This is a genomic window from Arthrobacter sp. NicSoilB11, from assembly GCF_019977375.1.
In the GTDB taxonomy this organism is placed as follows: Bacteria; Actinomycetota; Actinomycetes; order Actinomycetales; family Micrococcaceae; genus Arthrobacter.
In genome coordinates, this window is record NZ_AP024657.1 from 2,208,119 (window position 1) to 2,228,292 (window position 20,174).

The 20,174-nt window shown below is 65.7% G+C and carries 20 protein-coding genes; 10 read left to right on the plus strand and 10 right to left on the minus strand.

Features of this window, described 5'->3' with window-relative positions:
* Positions 1 to 8: 8 nt before the first annotated feature.
* From LDO14_RS10180 to LDO14_RS10205, 6 genes are all read left to right on the plus strand, one after another.
* On the plus strand, positions 9 to 356 hold the full coding sequence (locus tag LDO14_RS10180) for a hypothetical protein (protein ID WP_026266053.1): 348 nt from the start codon (positions 9 to 11) through the stop codon (positions 354 to 356).
* Positions 357 to 388: 32 nt separating this feature from the next.
* On the plus strand, positions 389 to 661 hold the full coding sequence (tatA, locus tag LDO14_RS10185) for a Sec-independent protein translocase subunit TatA (protein ID WP_018771112.1): 273 nt from the start codon (positions 389 to 391) through the stop codon (positions 659 to 661).
* 48 nt (positions 662 to 709) lie between these two features.
* The gene (tatC, locus tag LDO14_RS10190) at positions 710 to 1,504 is read left to right on the plus strand and encodes a twin-arginine translocase subunit TatC (RefSeq protein ID WP_018771111.1); all 795 of its coding nucleotides are present in this window, start codon (positions 710 to 712) and stop codon (positions 1,502 to 1,504) included.
* A 20-nt stretch (positions 1,505 to 1,524) separates the two neighbouring features.
* Entirely contained in the window at positions 1,525 to 4,449 is a 2,925-nt protein-coding gene (locus tag LDO14_RS10195; protein ID WP_134164730.1) for a DEAD/DEAH box helicase, read from the plus strand.
* A 58-nt stretch (positions 4,450 to 4,507) separates the two neighbouring features.
* Positions 4,508 to 6,175: an amidohydrolase family protein gene (locus LDO14_RS10200; protein ID WP_223991556.1), complete on the plus strand. Its 1,668-nt coding sequence runs from the start codon at positions 4,508 to 4,510 to the stop codon at positions 6,173 to 6,175.
* A gap of 94 nt (positions 6,176 to 6,269) precedes the next feature.
* Positions 6,270 to 7,013: a polyprenol monophosphomannose synthase gene (locus tag LDO14_RS10205; RefSeq protein ID WP_018771108.1), complete on the plus strand. Its 744-nt coding sequence runs from the start codon at positions 6,270 to 6,272 to the stop codon at positions 7,011 to 7,013.
* 102 nt (positions 7,014 to 7,115) lie between these two features.
* Here LDO14_RS10205 and LDO14_RS10210 read toward each other — a convergent pair whose 3' ends face one another.
* The 5 genes from LDO14_RS10210 to LDO14_RS10230 form a co-directional block, all read right to left on the minus strand.
* Positions 7,116 to 7,463, minus strand: a complete 348-nt coding sequence (locus LDO14_RS10210) for an RNA polymerase-binding protein RbpA (protein ID WP_026266052.1) — start codon at positions 7,461 to 7,463, stop codon at positions 7,116 to 7,118.
* Between the two features lie 243 nt (positions 7,464 to 7,706).
* Positions 7,707 to 8,648 (minus strand): SPFH domain-containing protein, encoded by a 942-nt coding sequence (locus LDO14_RS10215; protein ID WP_018771106.1) that lies wholly within the window; start codon positions 8,646 to 8,648, stop codon positions 7,707 to 7,709.
* A 22-nt stretch (positions 8,649 to 8,670) separates the two neighbouring features.
* Positions 8,671 to 9,144, minus strand: coding sequence for an NfeD family protein (locus tag LDO14_RS10220; RefSeq protein ID WP_018771105.1), 474 nt, complete (start codon positions 9,142 to 9,144; stop codon positions 8,671 to 8,673).
* A gap of 129 nt (positions 9,145 to 9,273) precedes the next feature.
* Positions 9,274 to 10,155 carry a putative RNA methyltransferase gene (locus tag LDO14_RS10225; RefSeq protein WP_223991558.1) on the minus strand — a complete coding sequence of 294 codons (882 nt, stop codon included), beginning with the start codon at positions 10,153 to 10,155 and terminating at the stop codon, positions 9,274 to 9,276.
* A gap of 68 nt (positions 10,156 to 10,223) precedes the next feature.
* Positions 10,224 to 10,904 carry a peptide deformylase gene (locus LDO14_RS10230; protein ID WP_223991560.1) on the minus strand — a complete coding sequence of 227 codons (681 nt, stop codon included), beginning with the start codon at positions 10,902 to 10,904 and terminating at the stop codon, positions 10,224 to 10,226.
* A gap of 53 nt (positions 10,905 to 10,957) precedes the next feature.
* On the opposite strand from LDO14_RS10230, the gene LDO14_RS10235 reads away from it, so the two are divergent.
* Positions 10,958 to 11,371: a nuclear transport factor 2 family protein gene (locus LDO14_RS10235; RefSeq protein ID WP_223991562.1), complete on the plus strand. Its 414-nt coding sequence runs from the start codon at positions 10,958 to 10,960 to the stop codon at positions 11,369 to 11,371.
* A gap of 34 nt (positions 11,372 to 11,405) precedes the next feature.
* Here the strand turns inward: LDO14_RS10235 and LDO14_RS10240 are convergent, their stop codons facing one another.
* The 4 genes from LDO14_RS10240 to LDO14_RS10255 all read right to left on the minus strand — a co-directional run bounded on the left by LDO14_RS10240 (position 11,406) and on the right by LDO14_RS10255 (position 16,929).
* Positions 11,406 to 12,569 (minus strand): NAD(P)/FAD-dependent oxidoreductase, encoded by a 1,164-nt coding sequence (locus tag LDO14_RS10240; RefSeq protein WP_223991564.1) that lies wholly within the window; start codon positions 12,567 to 12,569, stop codon positions 11,406 to 11,408.
* Between the two features lie 3 nt (positions 12,570 to 12,572).
* Positions 12,573 to 13,268 (minus strand): class I SAM-dependent methyltransferase, encoded by a 696-nt coding sequence (locus LDO14_RS10245; protein ID WP_223991566.1) that lies wholly within the window; start codon positions 13,266 to 13,268, stop codon positions 12,573 to 12,575.
* A gap of 14 nt (positions 13,269 to 13,282) precedes the next feature.
* Positions 13,283 to 14,515, minus strand: a complete 1,233-nt coding sequence (locus LDO14_RS10250) for a type III polyketide synthase (protein ID WP_223991568.1) — start codon at positions 14,513 to 14,515, stop codon at positions 13,283 to 13,285.
* Positions 14,516 to 14,754: 239 nt separating this feature from the next.
* Positions 14,755 to 16,929 (minus strand): S8 family serine peptidase, encoded by a 2,175-nt coding sequence (locus tag LDO14_RS10255; RefSeq protein ID WP_196804785.1) that lies wholly within the window; start codon positions 16,927 to 16,929, stop codon positions 14,755 to 14,757.
* 517 nt (positions 16,930 to 17,446) lie between these two features.
* Here LDO14_RS10255 and LDO14_RS10260 point away from each other — a divergent pair.
* Together LDO14_RS10260 and LDO14_RS10265 are read left to right on the plus strand one after the other, a co-directional pair.
* Positions 17,447 to 17,848, plus strand: a complete 402-nt coding sequence (locus tag LDO14_RS10260) for a DUF3054 domain-containing protein (RefSeq protein ID WP_043425344.1) — start codon at positions 17,447 to 17,449, stop codon at positions 17,846 to 17,848.
* Between the two features lie 115 nt (positions 17,849 to 17,963).
* The gene (locus LDO14_RS10265) at positions 17,964 to 18,245 is read left to right on the plus strand and encodes an Lrp/AsnC ligand binding domain-containing protein (protein WP_043456257.1); all 282 of its coding nucleotides are present in this window, start codon (positions 17,964 to 17,966) and stop codon (positions 18,243 to 18,245) included.
* Positions 18,246 to 18,260: 15 nt separating this feature from the next.
* Here LDO14_RS10265 and trpD read toward each other — a convergent pair whose 3' ends face one another.
* The gene (gene trpD, locus LDO14_RS10270; protein WP_018771095.1) at positions 18,261 to 19,316 is read right to left on the minus strand and encodes an anthranilate phosphoribosyltransferase; all 1,056 of its coding nucleotides are present in this window, start codon (positions 19,314 to 19,316) and stop codon (positions 18,261 to 18,263) included.
* Positions 19,317 to 19,545: 229 nt separating this feature from the next.
* Between trpD and LDO14_RS10275 the strand changes: the two genes are divergently transcribed.
* Complete coding sequence (locus tag LDO14_RS10275; RefSeq protein ID WP_026266048.1) at positions 19,546 to 20,103, plus strand: heme-copper oxidase subunit III; 558 nt, start codon at positions 19,546 to 19,548, stop codon at positions 20,101 to 20,103.
* The last annotated feature ends 71 nt before the right edge of the window (positions 20,104 to 20,174 follow it).

Sequence of the window (20,174 nt, forward strand, 5' to 3'; positions counted from 1 at the left end):
TTCTCACCATGCCTTGGTGGTCTTGGATTCTCATATGGGTGGCGCTTGTCGCCGTTGCCCTGCTGTTCTATGTCCTGCTGGGCATCCGTCTCTTCCGACAGTTCATGGCCACGGTGAAGGACCTCGCTGCAGCGGGCGAAAAGCTGGGACACCTGAGCCCGGTCGAGGTGGCGGGTGAACCCGCGGATCCGTCCGGGCCCCTGCCGGGTTCTGCCGTTTTTGCCTCGCCCGCCGTCATGCGACATGATTACGAGGCATCCAAATGGGCCCGGCGCGAGGAACGCCGCCGTCGGCGAGTGCAGCGTAAAAAGGACCGGGGCCAGCCGCAGGCGCTCGGAGATCTCGACTTCACATAGAAGTAGGATGTACTTAGAGGAAAGGATTTCCCGTGGGAAGACTCTTTGACGGCCCCTGGCCGATCGTAATCATCATCGTTGTAGCTTTGCTTCTCTTCGCCGCACCCAAGCTTCCGGCCATGGCCCGCAGCCTGGGACAGTCCATGCGGATCATCAAGTCCGAGGTGAAGGAAATGAAGAACGACGGCAAGGCCGACACCACCGACGCAAACGGTCCGGTGGAAGGCACCATCGTGAACCACCCCAAGGCGAAGCCCGGTGAGCCGACAGACGGCACTGACGTTCCGCCGTCGACCCGCGCCTGACCTCCCGTGGCACTGTCGCGGGCCCGTAAAGCCAATCCCGAGGGGCGGATGTCACTTTGGGAGCACCTCAAGGAGCTGAAGAACCGGCTGATCAAGTCGGCCATCGGCGTCGTCATTGGCGGCATTGGGGGCTGGATACTTTACGATCCGCTGCTGAAGGCTTTGGCCGAACCGGTTAACCGCATTTCCGATGAGACCGGCGGCCTTGCCGCCATCAACTTCGGGACCATCGCATCACCGTTCGACTTCAAGCTCCAGATGTCGCTCCTCATTGGCGCCGTCATCTCCAGCCCCATCTGGATCTACCAGCTCTGGGCCTTCATCACCCCGGGGCTGACGTCGAAGGAACGGCGCTACACCCTGGGCTACATGGCTGCTGCCATCCCGCTCTTCCTGGCCGGAATCTGGGTGGGGTGGCTCGTGGTGCCGCAGGTGGTCCACGCGCTGACCCAGTTCACCCCGGCAGGCTCCTCCAGCGTCATCGATGCCCGGACCTACATCGAGTTCGTCACCCGGATGGTGCTCATGCTGGGCCTGGCCTTCCTGGTGCCCGTAGTGCTGGTGGGCGTCAACATGGCCGGGCTCGTGTCCGGCCACACCATCCTCAAGGCCTGGCGCATTACAGTCTTCCTGGTCTTCGTCCTGGCCGCCATTGCCGCGCCGGGCGCGGATGCGATTTCGATGTTCATGCTTGCCGGACCGCTGCTGGCGCTGTTCTTCGCGGCAATCGGCATCTGCATCATGAACGACAAGCGCCGCGACCGCCGCCAGGCCCGGCAGGTCGAGGAAACCGAGGCCACAGCGGACGTCGCAACCCCCAGCAGTGAACTGAAGAAGCTCTAGCCTGCCGTTAGGCTTGGGGTATGTCCTCCACCACCGGACCCTTCTCCGCCGGGCCCATCGATCCTGAAGAAATGTCGCCGGCCGAGAGGTACCGTGCCAGCGCCGAACGCCGGGCCGAGGCCGCCACCTACCTCGGGGCGTTCATCCGGACCCTGGACTTCGAGCTTGACGACTTTCAACGGCAGGCCTGTCTTTCCCTGCAGCAAGGCAAGGGAGTCCTGGTGGCTGCCCCTACCGGTGCCGGGAAGACCATCGTGGGGGAGTTCGCCATCTACCTCGCGCTGCAGCGGGGACTGAAAGCCTTTTACACCACACCCATCAAGGCGCTCAGCAACCAGAAGTTCAGTGAACTCACCGCTAAATATGGTGCGGACAATGTGGGCCTCCTGACCGGCGACACCAGCATCAACGGGGATGCCCAGGTGGTGGTCATGACCACCGAAGTCCTGCGGAACATGCTCTACGCTGATTCGGCCACTCTGGGCGACCTCGGCTACGTGGTCATGGATGAGGTGCACTACCTCGCCGACCGGTTCCGCGGGGCTGTCTGGGAGGAAGTCATCATCCACCTGCCCAGCGAGGTCCAGGTCGCCTCACTGAGTGCAACCGTTTCAAATGCCGAGGAATTCGGGGCCTGGCTGGACACCGTCCGCGGCGACACAGACATCATCGTCTCCGAGCACCGCCCGGTGCCGCTGTGGCAGCACGTCATGGTGGGCCGCCGGATCATGGACCTGTTTGCCGGAGAAACCACCTTCGACGAGATCGCTCCGCCCGTGGAAGAAGACGACCTGCGGCCGGCCGCGTCCGGCACGTCCCACGATGCCGGCAAGGGACGTGGTTTCGACGTCAACCCGGACCTGCTGGCAGTGGCCCAGAGCGAGATGCGGCAGAGCTTCCGCAGCAGGCCCGGCCCCGGCGGAAGGGGCCAGCGCGGCCGGCGCGGAAACGACCGCCCCGCCCGTGGCGGCGAGAACACGGGAGTGCGCCCCGCCAGCCGCCCCCAGGTCATCGCCAGCCTGGACCGGATGGACCTGCTGCCTGCCATCACCTTCATCTTTTCCCGCGCAGGCTGTGAGGCTGCCGTGGCCCAGTGTGTCTCGTCCGGCCTCTGGCTCACCACCGAAACAGAGCAGCGAATCATCGCCCAGCGTGTTGACGAGGCGGGGCAGGACATCCCGGCCGACGACCTTGACGTCCTGGGCTTTTGGACCTGGCGCGACGGATTGCTCCGGGGGTTCGCGGCCCACCATGCCGGAATGCTGCCGACCTTCAAGGAGGTGGTCGAGAAACTCTTTGCCGATGGCCTGGTCAAAGCTGTCTTCGCCACGGAAACCCTCGCGCTGGGCGTCAACATGCCTGCCCGGTCCGTGGTGCTGGAAAAGCTGGACAAGTTCAACGGCGAAGCGCATGTGGACATCACCGCAGGGGAGTACACCCAGCTCACCGGCCGTGCGGGCCGGCGAGGCATCGATGTTGAGGGCCACGCCGTGGTGCTGTGGCAGCCCGGTACAGACCCGACGGCGGTCGCGGGACTGGCATCGCGGCGCACCTACCCGCTGAATTCCAGTTTCCGGCCCACCTACAACATGAGCATCAACCTGCTGGCGCAGTTTGGCCGGGCCAGGGCCCGCGAGATCCTGGAGTCCTCCTTCGCCCAGTTCCAGGCGGACCGCTCCGTGGTGGGCCTGGCCCGCCAGGTGCGCAGCCGCGAGGAATCCCTGGCCGGTTACGCAAAATCGATGACCTGCCACCTGGGTGACTTCACCGAGTATGCGCGGCTGCGCAGGGAACTTTCCGACGCCGAGAACGCCACGTCCCGGACCAAGTCCCGCGTCCGGAAGTCCCTTTGCGACGATTCACTGGCGCGGCTCCTGCCTGGGGACGTGGTCAACGTTCCCGGTGGCCGTGCCCCGGGGCCCGCCGTCGTCCTTAGTTCGGACCACGCCAGCCGCGAGCCGCGCCCGGCCGTGCTGACGCTGGACAACCAGCTGCGCAGGATTGGCGCTGACGACCTCGAGGGTCCCATCGCGCCGGTTACCCGGGTCCGCATCCCCAAGTCCTTCAACGCGAAGGTGCCCAAGTCCCGCAGGGACCTGGCGTCCTCTGTCCGGAACGCGCTTCGAGAGAACCGTCCGCCCGCCCCGGGCCAGAACCGCAACCATGACTTCGGCCGGGCCGCTGCCTTGCCCAACCAGGAAAGGCGCATTGCGGATCTTCGCCGGGCCCTGAAGGCACACCCGTGCCATGGGTGCAGCGAACGCGAAGACCATGCCCGGTGGTCGGAGCGCTGGTGGAAGCTAAGGCGCGAAACGGACGGCCTGGTCCGCCAGATCCAGGGCCGCACCAACACCATTGCCAAAACCTTCGACCGGGTCTGCGACGTCCTGTCCGTCTACGGTTACCTGGAAGACGCGGGAGACGGCCGGCTGAATATCAGCGCGGACGGCCAGCGGCTGCGCAGGATCTACGGCGAGAAGGACCTGTTGATCTCGCAGTCCCTGCGGCTGGGCGCATTCAATGACCTCGACGCCGCCGAAGTTGCCGCGCTGGCCAGCGTACTGGTCTACCAGGCCAAACGCGAGGACCGGGGCCTGAGGCCGCGCATGCCCAGCGTCTCCCTGGAGACCGCCGTCGACACAGTGGTGAAGGAATGGTCCGTCCTTGAGGATGTGGAAGAGGAACACAAGCTCCCCCTGACCGGTGAGCCTGAACTGGGACTTGTCTGGCCGCTGTATAAGTGGGCCCGTGGCCGCCATCTGCAGGATGTCCTCAGCGGCACCGATCTTGCCGCGGGCGACTTTGTCCGCTGGGTGAAGCAGGTGGTGGACCTTCTGGACCAGCTTGCCAAGATCCCCGGACTGGACCCGCGGCTGGCACGGCTCTGCGCCGAAGCGATCAACCTCATCCGCCGCGGCGTCGTGGCATATTCTTCCGTCCTTTAGCCCCGATGACACCCGGCCGGCCCACGCCGGCACCCCCACACCCCAGGAGTCTGCCCCCATGCCGCGCCCCGATGCCACTTCCCACTCTGATGCCGCCTCCCGGCCCGCCCCGGTCCTGTACCGCAATGGGTCCGTTTACACCGCGGCGGATCCATTCGCAACGGCCATGCTGGTGGACGGCGGCACCGTTGCCTGGGTTGGATCTGAGCAGGCCGCATCCTCCATCGCAGACAGTTCCATGGAGATCATCGACCTCCGTGGCGCCCTGGTTGCACCCGGCTTCGTCGACTCGCACATCCACCTGACGGAAACCGGGATCGCCCTGGAATCGCTGCAACTGGGCACGGCCACGTCGGCACGCGCGCTGCTGGACGCCGTCGCCGCGGCTGGAGGGGAAGGGCCGGTGCTCGGCCACGGCTGGGACGAAACCAGGTGGGCGGACTCCGCCCTGCCCAGTGCCGAGGAACTGGAGCGGGCGTCAGGGGGCCGCCCGGTCTACCTTTCCCGGGTTGATGTGCACTCGGCCCTGGTTTCGACGTCCCTTGTACAGTCCGCGGACCTTCGCGGCAAGGACGGGTACGACGGCGGCGCCCGGGTCACGCGGGCAGCCCACGACGCAGCGCGGCTGGCAACCCGGCAGCTGCCCCAGGACGTGCTGAAGCGGCACCAGGCCCGTGCCCTGGCGGAGGCTGCGGCGAACGGGTACGTTGCGCTGGCCGAAATGGGCGCACCGCACATCGGCGGGCCTGAGGACCTGAGGCTGGCCGCCGGATGGAACGACGCCGACAAGGACGCGGCGCGCTTTCCTGAGGTGCTGCCGTACTGGGGGGAGCTGGTTTCGTCCGAGGCGCAGGCCCGGACCCTTGTGGAGCAGCTTGGTTGCGGCGTCCGCGGACTGGCGGGGGATTTGAACATCGACGGGTCGCTGGGTTCCAGGACCGCCGCCCTGCGCGCCGGCTACAGCGATGCCGGGCAGGAACGCGGCAGCCTGTACCTCAGCGTCGAGCAGGCGGCTGCCCACCTTGCCGCCTGCTCCCTTGCCGGGATCCAGGGCGGTTTCCATGTGATTGGCGACGCCGGGCTGGACGCCGCGCTGGAGGCGCTGGACGTGGCGGCCAAGGAAGTCGGGGAGCAGCGGGTGCGGGCGGCGGGCCACCGCTTCGAGCACGTGGAGATGGCTGATGCCGCGGCCGTGGCAAGGCTGGCGCACTACTCGGTGACCGTCAGCGCCCAACCGTCCTTCGACGCAGCGTGGGGCGGAGCCGGGGGCCTCTATGAGCAGAGGCTGGGGGAGCGGAGCCGGTCGATGAACCCTTTCGCTGCCTTCTATTCAGCCGGGGTTCCTGTCTGTTTCGGCAGCGACAGCCCGGTCACGCCCCTCCGGCCCTGGTCCAGCGTGCGTGCCTGTGTGGAACACCACAACGTGGACCAGCGCATTTCCGCGCGCGCAGCGTTCCTGGGGCACACCCGTGCGGGCTGGAGGGCCGCACGGCACGCCAACCCCATGGCCGGGCAACTGGTTCCCGGCGCACCGGCCAGTTTCGCCGTCTGGGAGGTGGAGGAGCTGATGGTCCAGGTGGCTGACGGCAGGGTGCAGTCATGGAGCACCGATCCGCGGGCCAGGACCCCATTGCTGCCCGCACTGGACACAGGCTCCGACCCGGTATGCCTGCAGACCGTGAAAGACGGCGCCGAACTCTACGCCAGCCCGGCCCTGCGTTCCTGACCCATAATCCTCCGCCCTATAATGGGGAGTTGCGCCCGCCGCCGGCCAGCCCGGCATCAGGTGCTCCGACCACTTCCACCAGGAAAGGCCCTTCGTGCGCGTCCTTACGATCATTCCCACCTACAACGAACTGGAATCGCTGCCCAAGACGCTCCAGCGCCTTCGGAAGGCCGTTCCGGCGTCGGACGTGCTGGTGGTTGATGACAACAGCCCTGACGGCACCGGCCAGCTTGCCGACGGCTTCGCCGCCGAGGACTCCCAGGTCCACGTCCTGCACCGCAAGGGCAAGGAAGGCCTGGGCGCCGCCTACATCGCCGGTTTTCGGTGGGGCCTGGACGCCGGATACGACGTCCTGGTGGAAATGGACGCCGACGGCTCACATCAGCCCGAACAGCTTCCCCAGCTGTTGGAAGCCGTGGACCAGGGCGCGGACCTGGCCATGGGCTCGCGCTGGGTTCCCGGCGGCAGCGTGGTCAACTGGCCGCTGTACCGCCAGGCGATCTCCCGGGTGGGCAGCACCTACGCCCGGCTGATGCTGGGCCTGCGGATCAAGGACGTCACCGGCGGCTACCGCGCCTTCCGCAGGACCACCCTGGAAAAGCTCAACCTGGACCAGGTGGATTCCGTGGGCTACGGCTTCCAGGTGGACCTGGCGTGGCGCGTGGCCAAACTGGGCCTGCGCATCGAGGAGCGCCCCATCACCTTCGTTGAGCGCGAACTGGGCGCCTCCAAGATGAGCGGCAACATCGTCGTCGAAGCGATGGTCAACGTCACCCGGTGGGGACTGGCCGCCCGCTGGAACACCTTGACCGGCAGGCTGAAGAACAAGCAGCCGTAGTTTTTCCCTGGGCCGCCCCTCCGCGGCCTTCTGCGGACACAGGAAAAAGGGGGGCGGCCCCGCACCAAAGTGCGGGGCCGCCCCCCTTTTTTGAGGCTGGCCTTATGCCGAGCGGCGCTCTCCGCGGCGCTCCCGCAGGATGGTCAGGCGGTCCTCGAGGATCTGTTCAAGTTCAGGAAGCGAGCGGCGTTCCAGCAGCATGTCCCAGTGCGTGCGGACTGCCTTGTCATTGCTGGTGTCCGGCTTTTCGCCGTCAACCAGGAGCGCTTCCTTGCCGGTCTTGGAGACCCACACCGGAGGAATTTCCGCCTCGGAGGAGAACGTGACGAAAACCTGCTCGCCATCTGCGCAACGGTATTCGACCCGCTGGCGCGGAGCCGGCTCAACTCCGGACTCGGTCTCCATGCTCTGCGCACCAAGGCGCATGCCCCGCAGGCTGCGATCGCTCATGATTTCTCCCTCTGGTCGGTTCGCGGATGAAATCTCCGCGTTAGCCGGTGGCGACGTTGCGCCGCCGGACTAGTGTGTGCACTGTGCTGCATCATAAGATTCAACGCATTGCGAAGCTTGGTTGTTCCAGCTGGTCTTCTCCTGCCGGACAAATACCCAATTATACGGGCTTTAACACGTCTGCACCAAAACAGGGAGCGTTCGGCGGCTAGCCACCGAACCCTCCCTGTCTTGGTCAAGAGCCTAGGGCTGCGTGCGCTCGATGGGCGCCTCGTCGAAAAGTCCGCCGGCAGGCTCCGCGCTGGTGCCGCCAAGGGCGTTGCCGATTCCCTTCAGGGCTTCCCCAACTTCACTCGGGATGATCCAGAGCTTGTTGGCCGAGCCCTCAGCCAACTTGGGCAGCGTCTGGAGGTACTGGTAGGCCAGCAGTTTCTGGTCCGGGTTTCCCTTGTGGATGGCGTCGAAGACCTTCTGGATGGCCTGCGCCTCCCCGTCCGCACGGAGGATGGCGGCTTTGGCTTCGCCTTCCGCGGCGAGGATGGACGCCTGCCGCTGGCCCTCCGCGGTGAGGATGGCTGACTGCTTGGTCCCCTCCGCGGTGAGGATGGCAGCGCGCCGGTCGCGTTCGGCCCGCATCTGCTTCTCCATGGAGTCCTGGATGGAGTGGGGCGGATCGATGGCCTTCAGTTCCACCCGCGAGACGCGGATTCCCCAGCGGCCCGTGGCCTCATCGAGGACTCCCCGAAGCTGTCCGTTGATCTGGTCGCGGGAGGTCAGGGCCTCCTCCAGGTTCAGTCCACCCACCACATTGCGGAGGGTGGTGGTGGTGAGCTGCTCCACGGCCTGGATGTAGTTGGCGATTTCATACGTGGCTGCGCGGGGATCGGTGACCTGGAAGTAGACCACCGTATCGATGGAGACCACCAGGTTGTCTTCGGTGATGACCGGCTGCGGCGGAAAGGACACCACCTGTTCCCGCAGGTCCAGCAGCGGCAGCAGCCGGTCCACGAACGGGATGAGGATCGTCAGCCCGGGGTTAAGCGTGCGCTGGTACTTCCCGAGCCGTTCAACGACGCCGGCACGGGCCTGCGGAATAATCCGGACGGACCGGACCAAAACTATGATGACAAAGACGATCAGAACCACCAGCACAATGGCCAGTGCGGTTCCGCCTGCGTTTTCCATACAACTCCTTGTTCCCCAATTGTCAGGCTGTATCCGGACCGGCAGCCGCCGGCGGCGGTGCCGAAACTACTGCTGTGGCGCCGTCGATGGCCGCCACCACCACTTTCTGGCCAGCGGGAAGGATTCCCGCCGCGGAGCGCGCACTCCAAATATCGCCGCCGATTTTCACCAGTCCGCCGTCGGCGGTCACGGCCTCCATCACGACGGCCGGTTCACCGATCAGCCGGTCCACGTTGGTCCGCTGTTCGGCCGGCCCCTTCTTGAGATGCGAAAGGGCTACCGGCCGGACGAAGGCAACCATGAGCAGGGACACCACGCAGAAGACCACCACCTGGAGCCAGGGCTCTGCACCGGCGAAATCGGCAACCAGTGCGGCAAGGGATCCGCCGCCGAGCATGATGAAAAACAGGTCAAGGGTGATCATCTCGATCACCGCAAACGCCAGGAAAGCCGTGAGCCACAATGCCCACCAGTTTTCGCCAAGCCACTCGAACATCCCTGTTTCCCCCTTCGCCACGGGGGAGCCGCACGCGCGGACCCGCCAGTAACTGTCTTTTCATCGTAGTCCGCGGACTTACCGTGTGGGCCGGTTCATACCGGCCGCAGGGGGATAGTGGCCAAGTCGTTACGGGGCGCCGTGGGTCCTGGGCCTGAACACCAGGAGCCTGAACTTTGCGTCGGCTGTCACCGGCTCCGGGGAGTGTTCAAGCCGCGCAGCGATCTGCCCCAGGTCCAGGTGGTGGCCGGCCGGGCCCATGAACGCCAGGTCCGCGGCGGCGGCCCGGCCCAGCGCCAGCGGGATGTCGACGTCGACGCTGCTCGCCGGCTCGAAATGCCCCGCCATCGCCCCGGCCAGGCGCTCATCCTTGCCCTCCTCAATGCCAAGCATCCCGGTGAGGGCGGCGATGTCCCCAAGGTGCCCGCTCCGTGGCGTCACCACCACCAGCACGCCGGTGGGACGAAGGACCCGGGCAAACTCAGCCGGGTTCCGCGGAGCGAAGACCACGGTGACCGCATCCACCGAGTTTGCTGCTACCGGCAGCGGCTGCCAGATGTCCCAGACCAGGTTCACGGCCTCGGGATTGAGCCGGGCAGCGCGGCGAAGGGCAAATTTGGAAATGTCCAGGCCGACGGCGGACGCGTGCCGCCCGCCGGCCGCCGCCGTGTCGAGGATCTCCCGCAGATAGTGCCCGGTCCCTGTCCCCGAGTCCAGAACCACGGCACCTTCCTGCGGCAGGTTGGGCACGACGGCGGAGGCCACCGCCCGCGCCAGCGGCAGGTAGTGGCCGTTCCCCAGGAAGTTGAAGCGCGACGCCACCATGGCGGCACTGTCCGGTTCGAAAGGCGTGCCCTTGCCCACCAGGAGGTTGAAGTAGCCCTGCCGGGCGGCGTCGAAGCTGTGGCCGTTCGGGCACACCAGGCGGGGATGGCGCGCGGCAGTTGCCTCCAGGTGTTCCAACGGATGTGAGCAGACGGGGCACAGGAGGTGGAGATCCGCGGCAGGCATGGGAACCATCTTAGGACGGGCCGCCCTGCGCCCCTGCCGTTCGTCACTGCCCCGGGTGACGGCGAAGGTCAGCCGAGCGATATGCCTGCCGGCCCGTCGTCGAAACCCAGCCCTTCCCGCGCCTTGCTGATGCCGGGTTCAGCCCAGTGCGCCGCATACTCGGCGTTGCTGCTCAGGGACCGGAGTTGGGCACGGTCTATGTACAGGATGCCGTTGAGGTGGTCCGTCTCATGCTGGACGATGCGCGCCTGCCACCCGGAAAATGTCCGCCGCTCCGCCGCGCCGTCGGGCGTCTGGTACTCCAGGACCACGGTGTCGGGCCGCGCCACCACCGCCTGGAGCCCGTTGAGGGAAAGGCACCCCTCATAGAACGACGCCAGTCCCGTCCCCGCCGCCGTGTACCGGGGGTTGAGGATGGCCAGGAACTCCAGCGGGCTCCGGTGCCGCAGCGCCGCGGCGTCGGGATCGACGTCGAACTGGTCCTCCAGGACGGCGAGCTGCAGGGGGATGCCCAGCTGAGGGGCAGCGAGGCCCACCCCCGGGGCCTCGTGCATGACCTCGCGCATGACCCCGATAAGGCGGGCCAACTGGCCGGCGGAGAGCTGGCCGTCGAAGGCGGCGGCACGCTGGCGCAGGGCGGGGTGGCCGGCCTCGACGATGGGCGGGAGGGAACCGGCGGACAGGATCCGCTCAACAATCTCACGGATGTCGTCGGCGCCGGCGGTTGTTGGGGGAACAGTCTGGGTCATGGGGACAGCCTACTGGCGGAGCGGCGCAGGACCCTTGGACTAGGGTCTACTGCATGGCTGATGATTCTTTCCCGCAGGCATCCCCGCTGGAGCACGTCCTGGAATTCATCCGGGTCCTTGAAGCCGGCGGCGGTGCGGAGGATATCCGGCCGTTCCTGTCGGACTCGTTCGTGTTGACGGAGGCTCCGCACCTTTTGGCCCCGGAAGGGTCCACCCGCCCGCTGGCGGGAGTGCTTGCCGGTGCGGACCAAAGCCTCGAGGTGGTGAAGGACCAGCAGTTCACGGTCCGGCGGACCACCTGTGAGGGAAGCCGGGTGGTGGTGGAAGCCGACTGGTCGGCCACCGTGCTGATGGATCTGCCCTACTGGGACCGTGGCGAGACGATCCGGGCCAGGACATCGTCGGTGTTTGAGGTGCGCAACGGCGTCATCGTCAGCCAGGACAGTTACGACTGCTATTTCCGGTAGCCCTGCAGCCGCTGGTTCCTGCCGGTTCACCTGGTTACTGCATGGTGAAGCGCCGGGCGGCCCACTGGTTCACGGCAGGCACGGCGGCGGCCGCGCCAATGGCGGCAGTGCGGACACGAAGGAGCGGCCCGGGCAGCGGCCTTCCAAGCATCATGTTGATTTCGGCTTGCCGCTGGGCCACGGCCGCAGCCCGGCGCCGGCTTGCCTCAAATTCGCGAAGCCGCCTTCCCGTTGGTTCGCCACCCAGTGCGGCGCAGATCACGGGCACCAGCGCCATGGCATCCAGCCAGCCCAGGTTCATGCCCTGCCCGCCGATGGGGCTGATCTGGTGGGCCGCGTCCCCCACCAGGACGGAGCGGCCGGCCACCATGCGCCGGGCAATCGTGGATTGGACGCTGAACGCGCTCAGCATGGAGTTGGTGTCCGGCTCAGGGCGGAACCCGGTCCGGCGTTGCACCAGTTCCGCCAGCTCATCCGGTCCCGTGCCCGGTTCGGCGGGTCGTCCAAGCCGCACCACCCAGCGGCGCACCCGGCCGGGCAGCGGAAAGGACTCGACGATTCCTTCCGGCTCAAGGAACAGGACGGCTTTCTCCCCGTACCCGCTGCCGTCGTCGAAATCCCCCATGAGGTAGTGGTCGGGATAGGACTTCCGGTCCACAGGGACGCCCAGCGCGCCCCTGATCCGGGACCGGGCCCCGTCTGCCGCGACCAGCAAGGCGGCGGTGGCGCTGCCGTTGTGGTTGCCGCGCCGGTTCGCGGCATCCGGGCTGGACTGGACCGCGATGGTGACCTTGCCGCCGTCGTTCCTGGCTTCGGTGACGTTGGCACCCCGGACCAGCGCCGCGGGGTCCAGGGTGCGTACGCGGTCCTCCAGGAGTTCCTCTGTCCTGAACTGTGGCAGTGCCAGGACGAAGGGGTAGTTTTCCGAGACGGCGCCGAACGCCATGGTTCCCACTGTCTTCCCGCCGCTGACCGCCATGCCGGCCCTGATCCGGATGCCGTCCTGGACCATGCTGGACGCAACGTGGATCCCGGCGAGTGCCTCCAGGGCCGGAGGGTGGATGCCGATGGCGCGGGTATGCCGGTTGCGTGACTGCCGCTGCTCAAAAACCCTTACCGATACGCCTTCCTGCAGCAACGCGGCAGCCAGGTACAGGCCAACAGGACCGCCGCCGGCGATCAGGACATCGGCGTCCAATTGTCAGCCCCGCCGGTAGGCGAGGAGCTGGTGGAAGGCTGATGAGCGCTCCACGGACCAGCCCGGGGGAGCGGAGGCCGCCAACTCGACCGGCCTGTAGCTCCGGCGGATGGAGGTGAGGCCGTCTTCCCGGATGAAGGACTGCCGGAACGGCAGGGCGGCCACGCTGAAAAGGGCAAAGGCGGCAGGACTGCGGATCAGGTCGTTGTGCAACGCCTTTCCGGCGGCCAGGATCTCCGAATCCGCCAGCAGTTGCCGGAGTTCCTCCGGGCCAAGATGGTGCAGGACGTGGTTGGAGATGACGACGTCGAACCGGGCACCCTCGCTGACCAGCTCGCCGCTGTGCGCCTTGCGGAATTCCACGCCGGCCATGGACGGGCGTTGCTGGGCGAACCGGGCCGCACGGGGATCAGGATCGATGCCCGTGATATGCACCGCTTTGCCGTCTTTGGCCGCCCAGCGGGCCAGCATCACGGCCAGGTCGCCGCCGCCGGAGCCGATGTCCAGCACCGTCAGCGGGCGCTGGTCGGGAGGGGCCATGGTCCTGAGTTCCCTGGCATACAGTTTCCGCCAGCCGGACAGCACCCGGTTGATGACGGCGAACTGCCGGTACGTGTTGTCCAGGAGACGGGCATCGCAGTCCGGCCTGTCCATCTGCTCCACGTCCGTGATGGCTCGTCGGCGCAGGAGGATCCCCATACCGCGGACCGCTCTCAGGCCACGGGCGCTTCGGCCGGCGTCCGGCTTTGGAGCTGGCCCAAGGCATCCTCCGCCGCGCTGCCCTCCCACCCCGGAGCGCCGCCTGTTGCCTGCCGAATCTTGGTGAACAGGCCGGTTTCCACGGTCAGACCCGGGCCAAACGCCATGGAACAGATCCGCTCTTCCGCGGCGGGCCCTTCCCGGAGTGGTTGTTCAAGGATGTGCTTGAGGACGAAGAGCACCGTGGCGCTGCTCATGTTGCCGTAGTTGCGCAAGGTTTCCCGTGCGGGGATCAGCTGGGTGTCGCTGAGGCCGAGCCTGGACTGCACCTTGTCCAGGATGCTCCGGCCGCCGGGGTGGATGGCCCAGTGGGGGATTGCCGTGTAGGGGAGTGGCACCAGTTCCGGCTCCCTGGCCAGAAGGGGCTGCAGCGCGCCGACTATGTGGTCATCGATGATGTGGGGCACGTAGTTGCCCAGGACCATTTCAAAACCGTTGTCACCGATGTTCCAGGCCATGGAATCCTCACCCACCGGTGTCAGGACCGTCTCGAAGTGGTCCAGCTTCATCAGTGCGGTGTCCGCCATGCCTGGGCGCGCGGTCACGACGGCGGCGGCGGCACCATCGGCGAACAGGGCCGAGCCCATGATGGTGTCCGGGTCGTTGGAGGTGCGTACGTGGAGCGAGCACAGTTCAGCGCAGACAACCAGGACCACCGCATTCGGGTCCGCCTCGCAAAACAGTTTCGCGGCACGCAGGGCAGGAAAGGCGGCGTAGCAGCCCATGAAGCCGAGGTGGTAACGCTGGACTGCGGGATTAAGGCCGAGTTCACGGACCACCTTGTAGTCGGGGCCCGGATTGAAGAAGCCGGTGCAGGAGACCGTCACGAGATGAGTTATGTCAAGTAAATCGACTTCCGGGGCGGCCTGCAGGGCAGCCCGCGAGGCCTCCACAAACAGCTTGGTGGCCTCGCGGGCGAAGATATCGTTGCGGACTTTGGTGCTGGGGTTCAGCAGGAGCCCGGTTTCCTGGTCGTAGAACTGCGGTTCTTCGGCGCGGGACGTGTTGGTGAGTTCCTGGACGGCGGTAAACCTCGTCTCGATGGCAGCACCGTCAAAACAGGTGTTCACCAGCCGCGAGCCTAATCGCGACAGGCCAGGCTGCGCGGCAAATACGTCACGGGCCTCGGACTGGATGAGCTTTGTCTCCGGAACTGCAGTTTCAAGTGAACGTACGTAGACCGTCATTGGTTCATTCTTGACGGGCGCCGGAATAAAGACAATGGGACCGCCGGTTTGACCAGCGCTTTTACGCTGGTGTTCGTGCTGGCTGGTTGGCTTGGTGCGCCCCGCTCCGGAGCAGTCCCAAAGCGCCGATAATCTACATTATGTCAACTAGCTCTTTGGGAGCGCTGCCCTGCTCGCCGATGCCTTCGCAACGGACCAGGCCGCATTCGCCGGGACAGTACAGCATGCGGCCGGCTGGGTCAGGAGATGTAGGAACCGCCTGGGCTCCAATGGATGACGCCGCCCTGGTAGTTTTGCGCGACGCCACCGTCGTTGCCCGTGGAGTACTCGTCACTTGTCGGGTAGCCGAGGCGCCCTGATTCGTACCCTGTTGAGGCCCAGATGGAGCGAATGCCGCCTACGGACATATGCGCTCCGGTGGCTGGGGACCAGACGATGGCACCGCCCTGGTAGTTCTGGTAGACACCCCCGTCGCGCAGCCCGCCCACTTCGTTTGATACCGGGTAGCCGAGCTTGCCGCCCTCAAATCCCGACACCGCCCATTCGCGACGGATGGCGCCAACAGAGATATGCGCTCCGGTGGCTGGGGACCAGACGATGGCGCCGCCCTGGTAGTTCTGGTAGGCACCTCCGTCCCGGAGCCCGCCAACTTCATCGGTCACCGGGTAGCCGAGGCCACCATTCTCAAATCCTGTCTCCGCCCACAGGCCGCGGATCGCCCCCACGGAAATGTGGGCCCCCGTCGCCGGTGACCAGACGATGGCGCCGCCCTGGTAGTTCTGGTAGGCACCTCCATCCCGGAGCCCGCCAACTTCATCGGTCACCGGGTAGCCGAGGCCACCAGCCTCAAATCCTGTCTCCGCCCACAGGCCTCGAATCGCGCCGGTGGAGACGTGAGCCCCGGACGCCGGCGAATAAAGGATGCAACCGTGCTCGAAACACTGGTACCCGCCGTTATCCCTGAGCCCATAGATCTCTCCCGTAGTGGCAGCTCCTAGGGCCCCGTTCAGGGACGCTGCCTTTACGGCAATCGGAGTCTGCGGGGCCGGAAACGCGACGGCCGCCAAGGCATCAATCAAGCCGGCGCCGCAGCCTCCTGGGCAGGTTCCCGGAAGGGGCCTGGCCGTTGCCTTCAGCTTCGCCTCGATCCGGGCTGGCGTCAGGGAGGGATCAGCGGCTTTCATCAGTGCGCCGACGGAGGCCGCCATCGGCGTCGCCATCGACGTTCCCATCAGGTAGCCGTACGCTTCTGCGCCTGGAGTGGTTGTTCCGGCGTTGTAGGTGGACAGGATGCCGGCACCTGTGTCGCCTCCCGGGGCCATGACGTCGACGGCGGCACCGAAGTTCGAGTACGAGGCTTTGGATCCGGACTGGTTGGTGGCACCGACCGTAATGACGTTGCTGCAGTTTGCCGGCGCATTGTTTTCGGCGAGCTGGCTTTCGTTGCCGGCAGCCACGAATACGGATGAGCCGCGGCTGACCGCCCCGTCAATGGCGGCCTGCAGGGTGGAAGGGCAGGCAGCCGCTCCCCCGACGCTCAGATTGATGGTTTTCGCCGGGTTAGCATTGGCGGGCACGCCGGAGACTGCTCCTCCGGAAGCCCACGTAATGCTGTCCGACACGTCCGAGAGGTAGCCGCTGCCGCAGTCACCAAGCGCGCGGACCGGCTCGATCTTCACGCCCGGAGCGGCGCCGCTGACTCCTTCACTGTTATTGGCGACAGCGGCGATAATCCCGGCGACATGGGTTCCGTGCCAGGAAGAATGGGCGGATGAGGTGGAACCGCAAGTTCCGGAGGTCCGGTAGTCCCCCGGGTCGGAGGCGTCCGGATCCCTGCCGTCGCCGTCACTTGAAACGGTTGGGTCGGCGATCATGTCGTAGCCTGCCATGACGTTCGCGTTGAGATCGCTGTGGGCGGTTATGCCGGTGTCGATCACCGCGACGATCTGGCCCGTACCCGTGGTTTTGTCCCAGACAGACGGAACCCTGATGCCGACGCCAGGGTCAGACAGAGCCCACTGCAAGGAGTAGTAGGTGTCGTTGGGGGTGTACGACGGATGCATGAGAATGTCAGGCTCCACGGATTCGACTTTGTCGTCCGCAGCGATGCTCTCCAGCACGCGCCTGGACTCCCCGGCATTGAGCCTGTGGCTTGTCTTGACCACCTTGGCGTCGCTGGCCGTGGTCTTGATCTCCCGCACGCCGATGGAGGCATGCCCGGCAGCCCTGGAATAGGTCTCGTCCCGCTCCGCGGCGCTGCCGGCCGCTGAGGGTTTGAACTTTACGATGAACTGGTCGGTGGGAGCTGGGGCATCCGGCAATTTCTCTGCGGCTGAAGGCCCGGGCAAGACGGGTTTGTCTGCGGCGTTTGCGGCTGGTGCGGTGGCTACGCCGGCGATCGTGGCTACCAACACCACCCCCATAGTCCGTAAGTACGTGTTTCCCTTCGCCACACCAGTCTTCATGCTCAGATTCACTCCCCTTGGCCTACGGTTCCACGGTGAGCTTACTAAGGCTTGGTGAACTCAGGGACCCCACCATCATCCAGCCCCAGGGGAGGCTGACCGGTGGGCTGCTGACGCCGGGACAGCTGCCGGTGATCCGGACGGGGTCAAGGCAACCGCAAGGTCCTGCCTTGCCGGCATGCTAACGGCGGCGCTGCATTGAGGCCCCAACGACCGCGCCGATTCCCAACCCAAGCGCACAGCCCCAAAAAGGAGTATGGAACACCGCCAAACCCACACTGATCCCGACGGCGGCACCAACCAGGCTGCAAATCCACAAAGCTTTATTCACACATGTCTCCAGTACAGCGGGACTGACCTCTGCTCCTGCTGAGACCATACTGCATGCCGATTCCGCCTCCGCTCCCCCGCTCCATGTGAGGTCCTGGGTCAAGCTCGAGGAGGCGTGACGGCTAAGCTCGAAACCATGAGTTCCTTGAAAACGAAGGCGGCAGCTACAACGTCCGGAAAAACGGTGCTGGCAGCGGCGGCTGCCGATGTCGTGCTGATCCTTGCGTTCGCCGCCATCGGCCGCGACGCGCACCACCGCGAGGAGCCCATCCTGGGTGTGCTGCTGACTGCATGGCCCTTCCTTGCCGGCGCGGCAGCGGGATGGGTCGTTTCCCGCGCCTGGCGCAGCCCTTTGTCTGCCCTCCGGGCGGGTGTTCCGGTCTGGCTCGGCAGCCTCATCGGCGGCATGCTTTTGCGCGCGCTGACCGCACAGACGGTTGTCCTCCCCTTCGTCATCGTTGCCACGCTGGCCCTCGCAACGTTCCTCGTGGGCTACCGGCTCCTGGCTGCCGGTGCCGCGCGTCTCCGCCGCCGATAGGGGCTCTCCGCCCGAAGGGCGGGCTGCCGGGAAAAGGACGCCCGTGTAATAGGCTGGCAGTAGAGAGAAACCTGCCGTGACTTGCTGCGGCGGAACTGATCGAAGGGGTACAAACGTGGTCACCGCATTTGTTCTGATCAAGACTGACGCCGCCCGCATTCCCGAGACTGCGGAGGAAATCTCAGCCATCGAAGGCATCAGTGAGGTGTACTCCGTCACTGGAGAATGGGATCTGATTGCGGTGGCGCGCGTCCACCGGCACGAGGACCTGGCTGATGTTATCGCCGACCGGCTCTCCAAGGTTCCTGCAGTGGTCCACACCACCACGCACATCGCATTCCGGGCGTACTCACAGCACGATCTCGACGCTGCCTTTTCCCTGGGCTTCGAGCAGTAACCCGCCAAGCCGTCCTCAGGCGCGGGACAGGGACACCCAACGGTCCAGGACGGCTGCAGCGGCGCCGGAATCTATCGATTGCGCAGCCCGCGCGTAGGCCTTCTGCATCCTCGCCAGGAACGGGCCTTCCGCTTCACGGTCGAAGGCAACCAGGCCTGCCGCCGCATTCACCAGGACCGCGTCCCGGGCAGGACCCTCCTTGCCGGCAAGCACGTCACGGACAACTCCTGCGTTTGCCACTGCATCACCGCCGCGAAGCTGCTCAACGGTGGCCAGGCTGATGCCAAGGTCCTCCGGGGAGAAGAACAGTTCAGTGACGCCCCCGCCGCGGATCTCCCACACGGTGGACGGGCCGGTGGTGGTGAGTTCGTCCAGGCCGTCGTTGCCCCGGAACACCAGCCCCCTGCTCCCCCGCCGGGCCAGGACGCCTGCAACGAGCGGCGCCATCCGCGCATTGGCCACGCCGACGGCCGACGCCTGCACCTTGGCAGGGTTGGTCAGCGGTCCCAGGAAGTTGAATGCGGTAGGTATTGCCAATTCGCGCCGGGGTACCGCGGTATGGCGGAATGACGGGTGGAACACCTGCGCGAAACAGAATGTGATACCCGCCTCTTCGGCGTTCCGGGCCACCTGCGCAATGGACAGGTCGAGCCGGACGCCGAGCGCTTCGAGCACGTCAGCGGATCCCGACGACGACGACGCGGCCCGGTTGCCGTGCTTCACCACCTTTGCGCCGGCCCCGGCGGCCACAAGCGCGGCCATGGTGGAGATGTTGACGGTGTTAAGTTGGTCACCACCGGTGCCGACGATATCCAGCTTCTCGCCGGAAATTTCCACCGGGTTGGCATGCGCCAGCATCGCCTCAACCAGGCCGGAAAGCTCATCCACGGTTTCGCCCTTGGCGCTGAGGGCCACCAGGAATCCGGCGATCTGGGCCGGCGTGGCTTCGCCGGACATGATGGTGTCCATGGCCCAGGACGTGTTCTCCGCCGTAAGGTCATTGCCCTTGATCAGTGCCGAGATCAGCCGGGGCCAGGTGTTGCCGGACGCTGCAGATGCCTGTGAAGTCACCTGCTGATGCTATCGAGCGATGGCAGGCACTGACCAATGTGAACGGTGCCGGGAACTTTTCCGGGCAATTTCGCGTCTTTGTAGAAAAAGTCCTCCCAAAAGGCGGTTTGCGTTGGGCAGCACGGACTTTTACAGACATAATGTCTATGTGACATCTGCGACCCATGCCCCCAGTACCCCGGCGCACCCAACGCTGAACCGCCCCAACATGGTTTCTGTCGGAACCGTTGTGTGGCTGTCCAGCGAGTTGATGTTCTTCGCCGGTCTTTTCGCCATGTACTTCACCCTCCGCTCCACGAGCGGTGAAATGTGGGCTGAAGAGACAGCCAAGCTCAACTTCCCCTTTGCGCTCGTCAACACGATTGTCCTTGTGGCCAGTTCCTTTACTTGCCAGATGGGCGTCTTCGCCGCAGAGCGGCTGCAGCCCCGGCGTACCGGAGGTGCCCTTCAGTTCGCCCGTTGGGGAATGAACGAATGGTTCACCCTGACGTTCCTCATGGGTGCGTTCTTCGTTGCCGGCCAGACCACCGAATACGCGATGCTGGTTTCCGAGCACGTCTCGCTTTCGTCCAACGCCTACGGCTCTGCCTTCTACATGACCACCGGCTTCCACGGCCTGCACGTCATCGGCGGGCTTATCGCCTTCCTGCTCATCATGGGCCGGTCCTTTGCCGCGAAGAAGTTCGGACACTTTGAAGCTACGTCCGCGATCGTCACCTCGTACTACTGGCACTTCGTTGACGTCGTGTGGATCGGCCTCTTCCTGGTCATCTACGTACTCAAGTAGCCAGCTTTGATTCTTTTTCTACAAGAGGCAGAATTTCAGGTAGCGGCTCCCGGAGCCGGCGCAGGATCGAA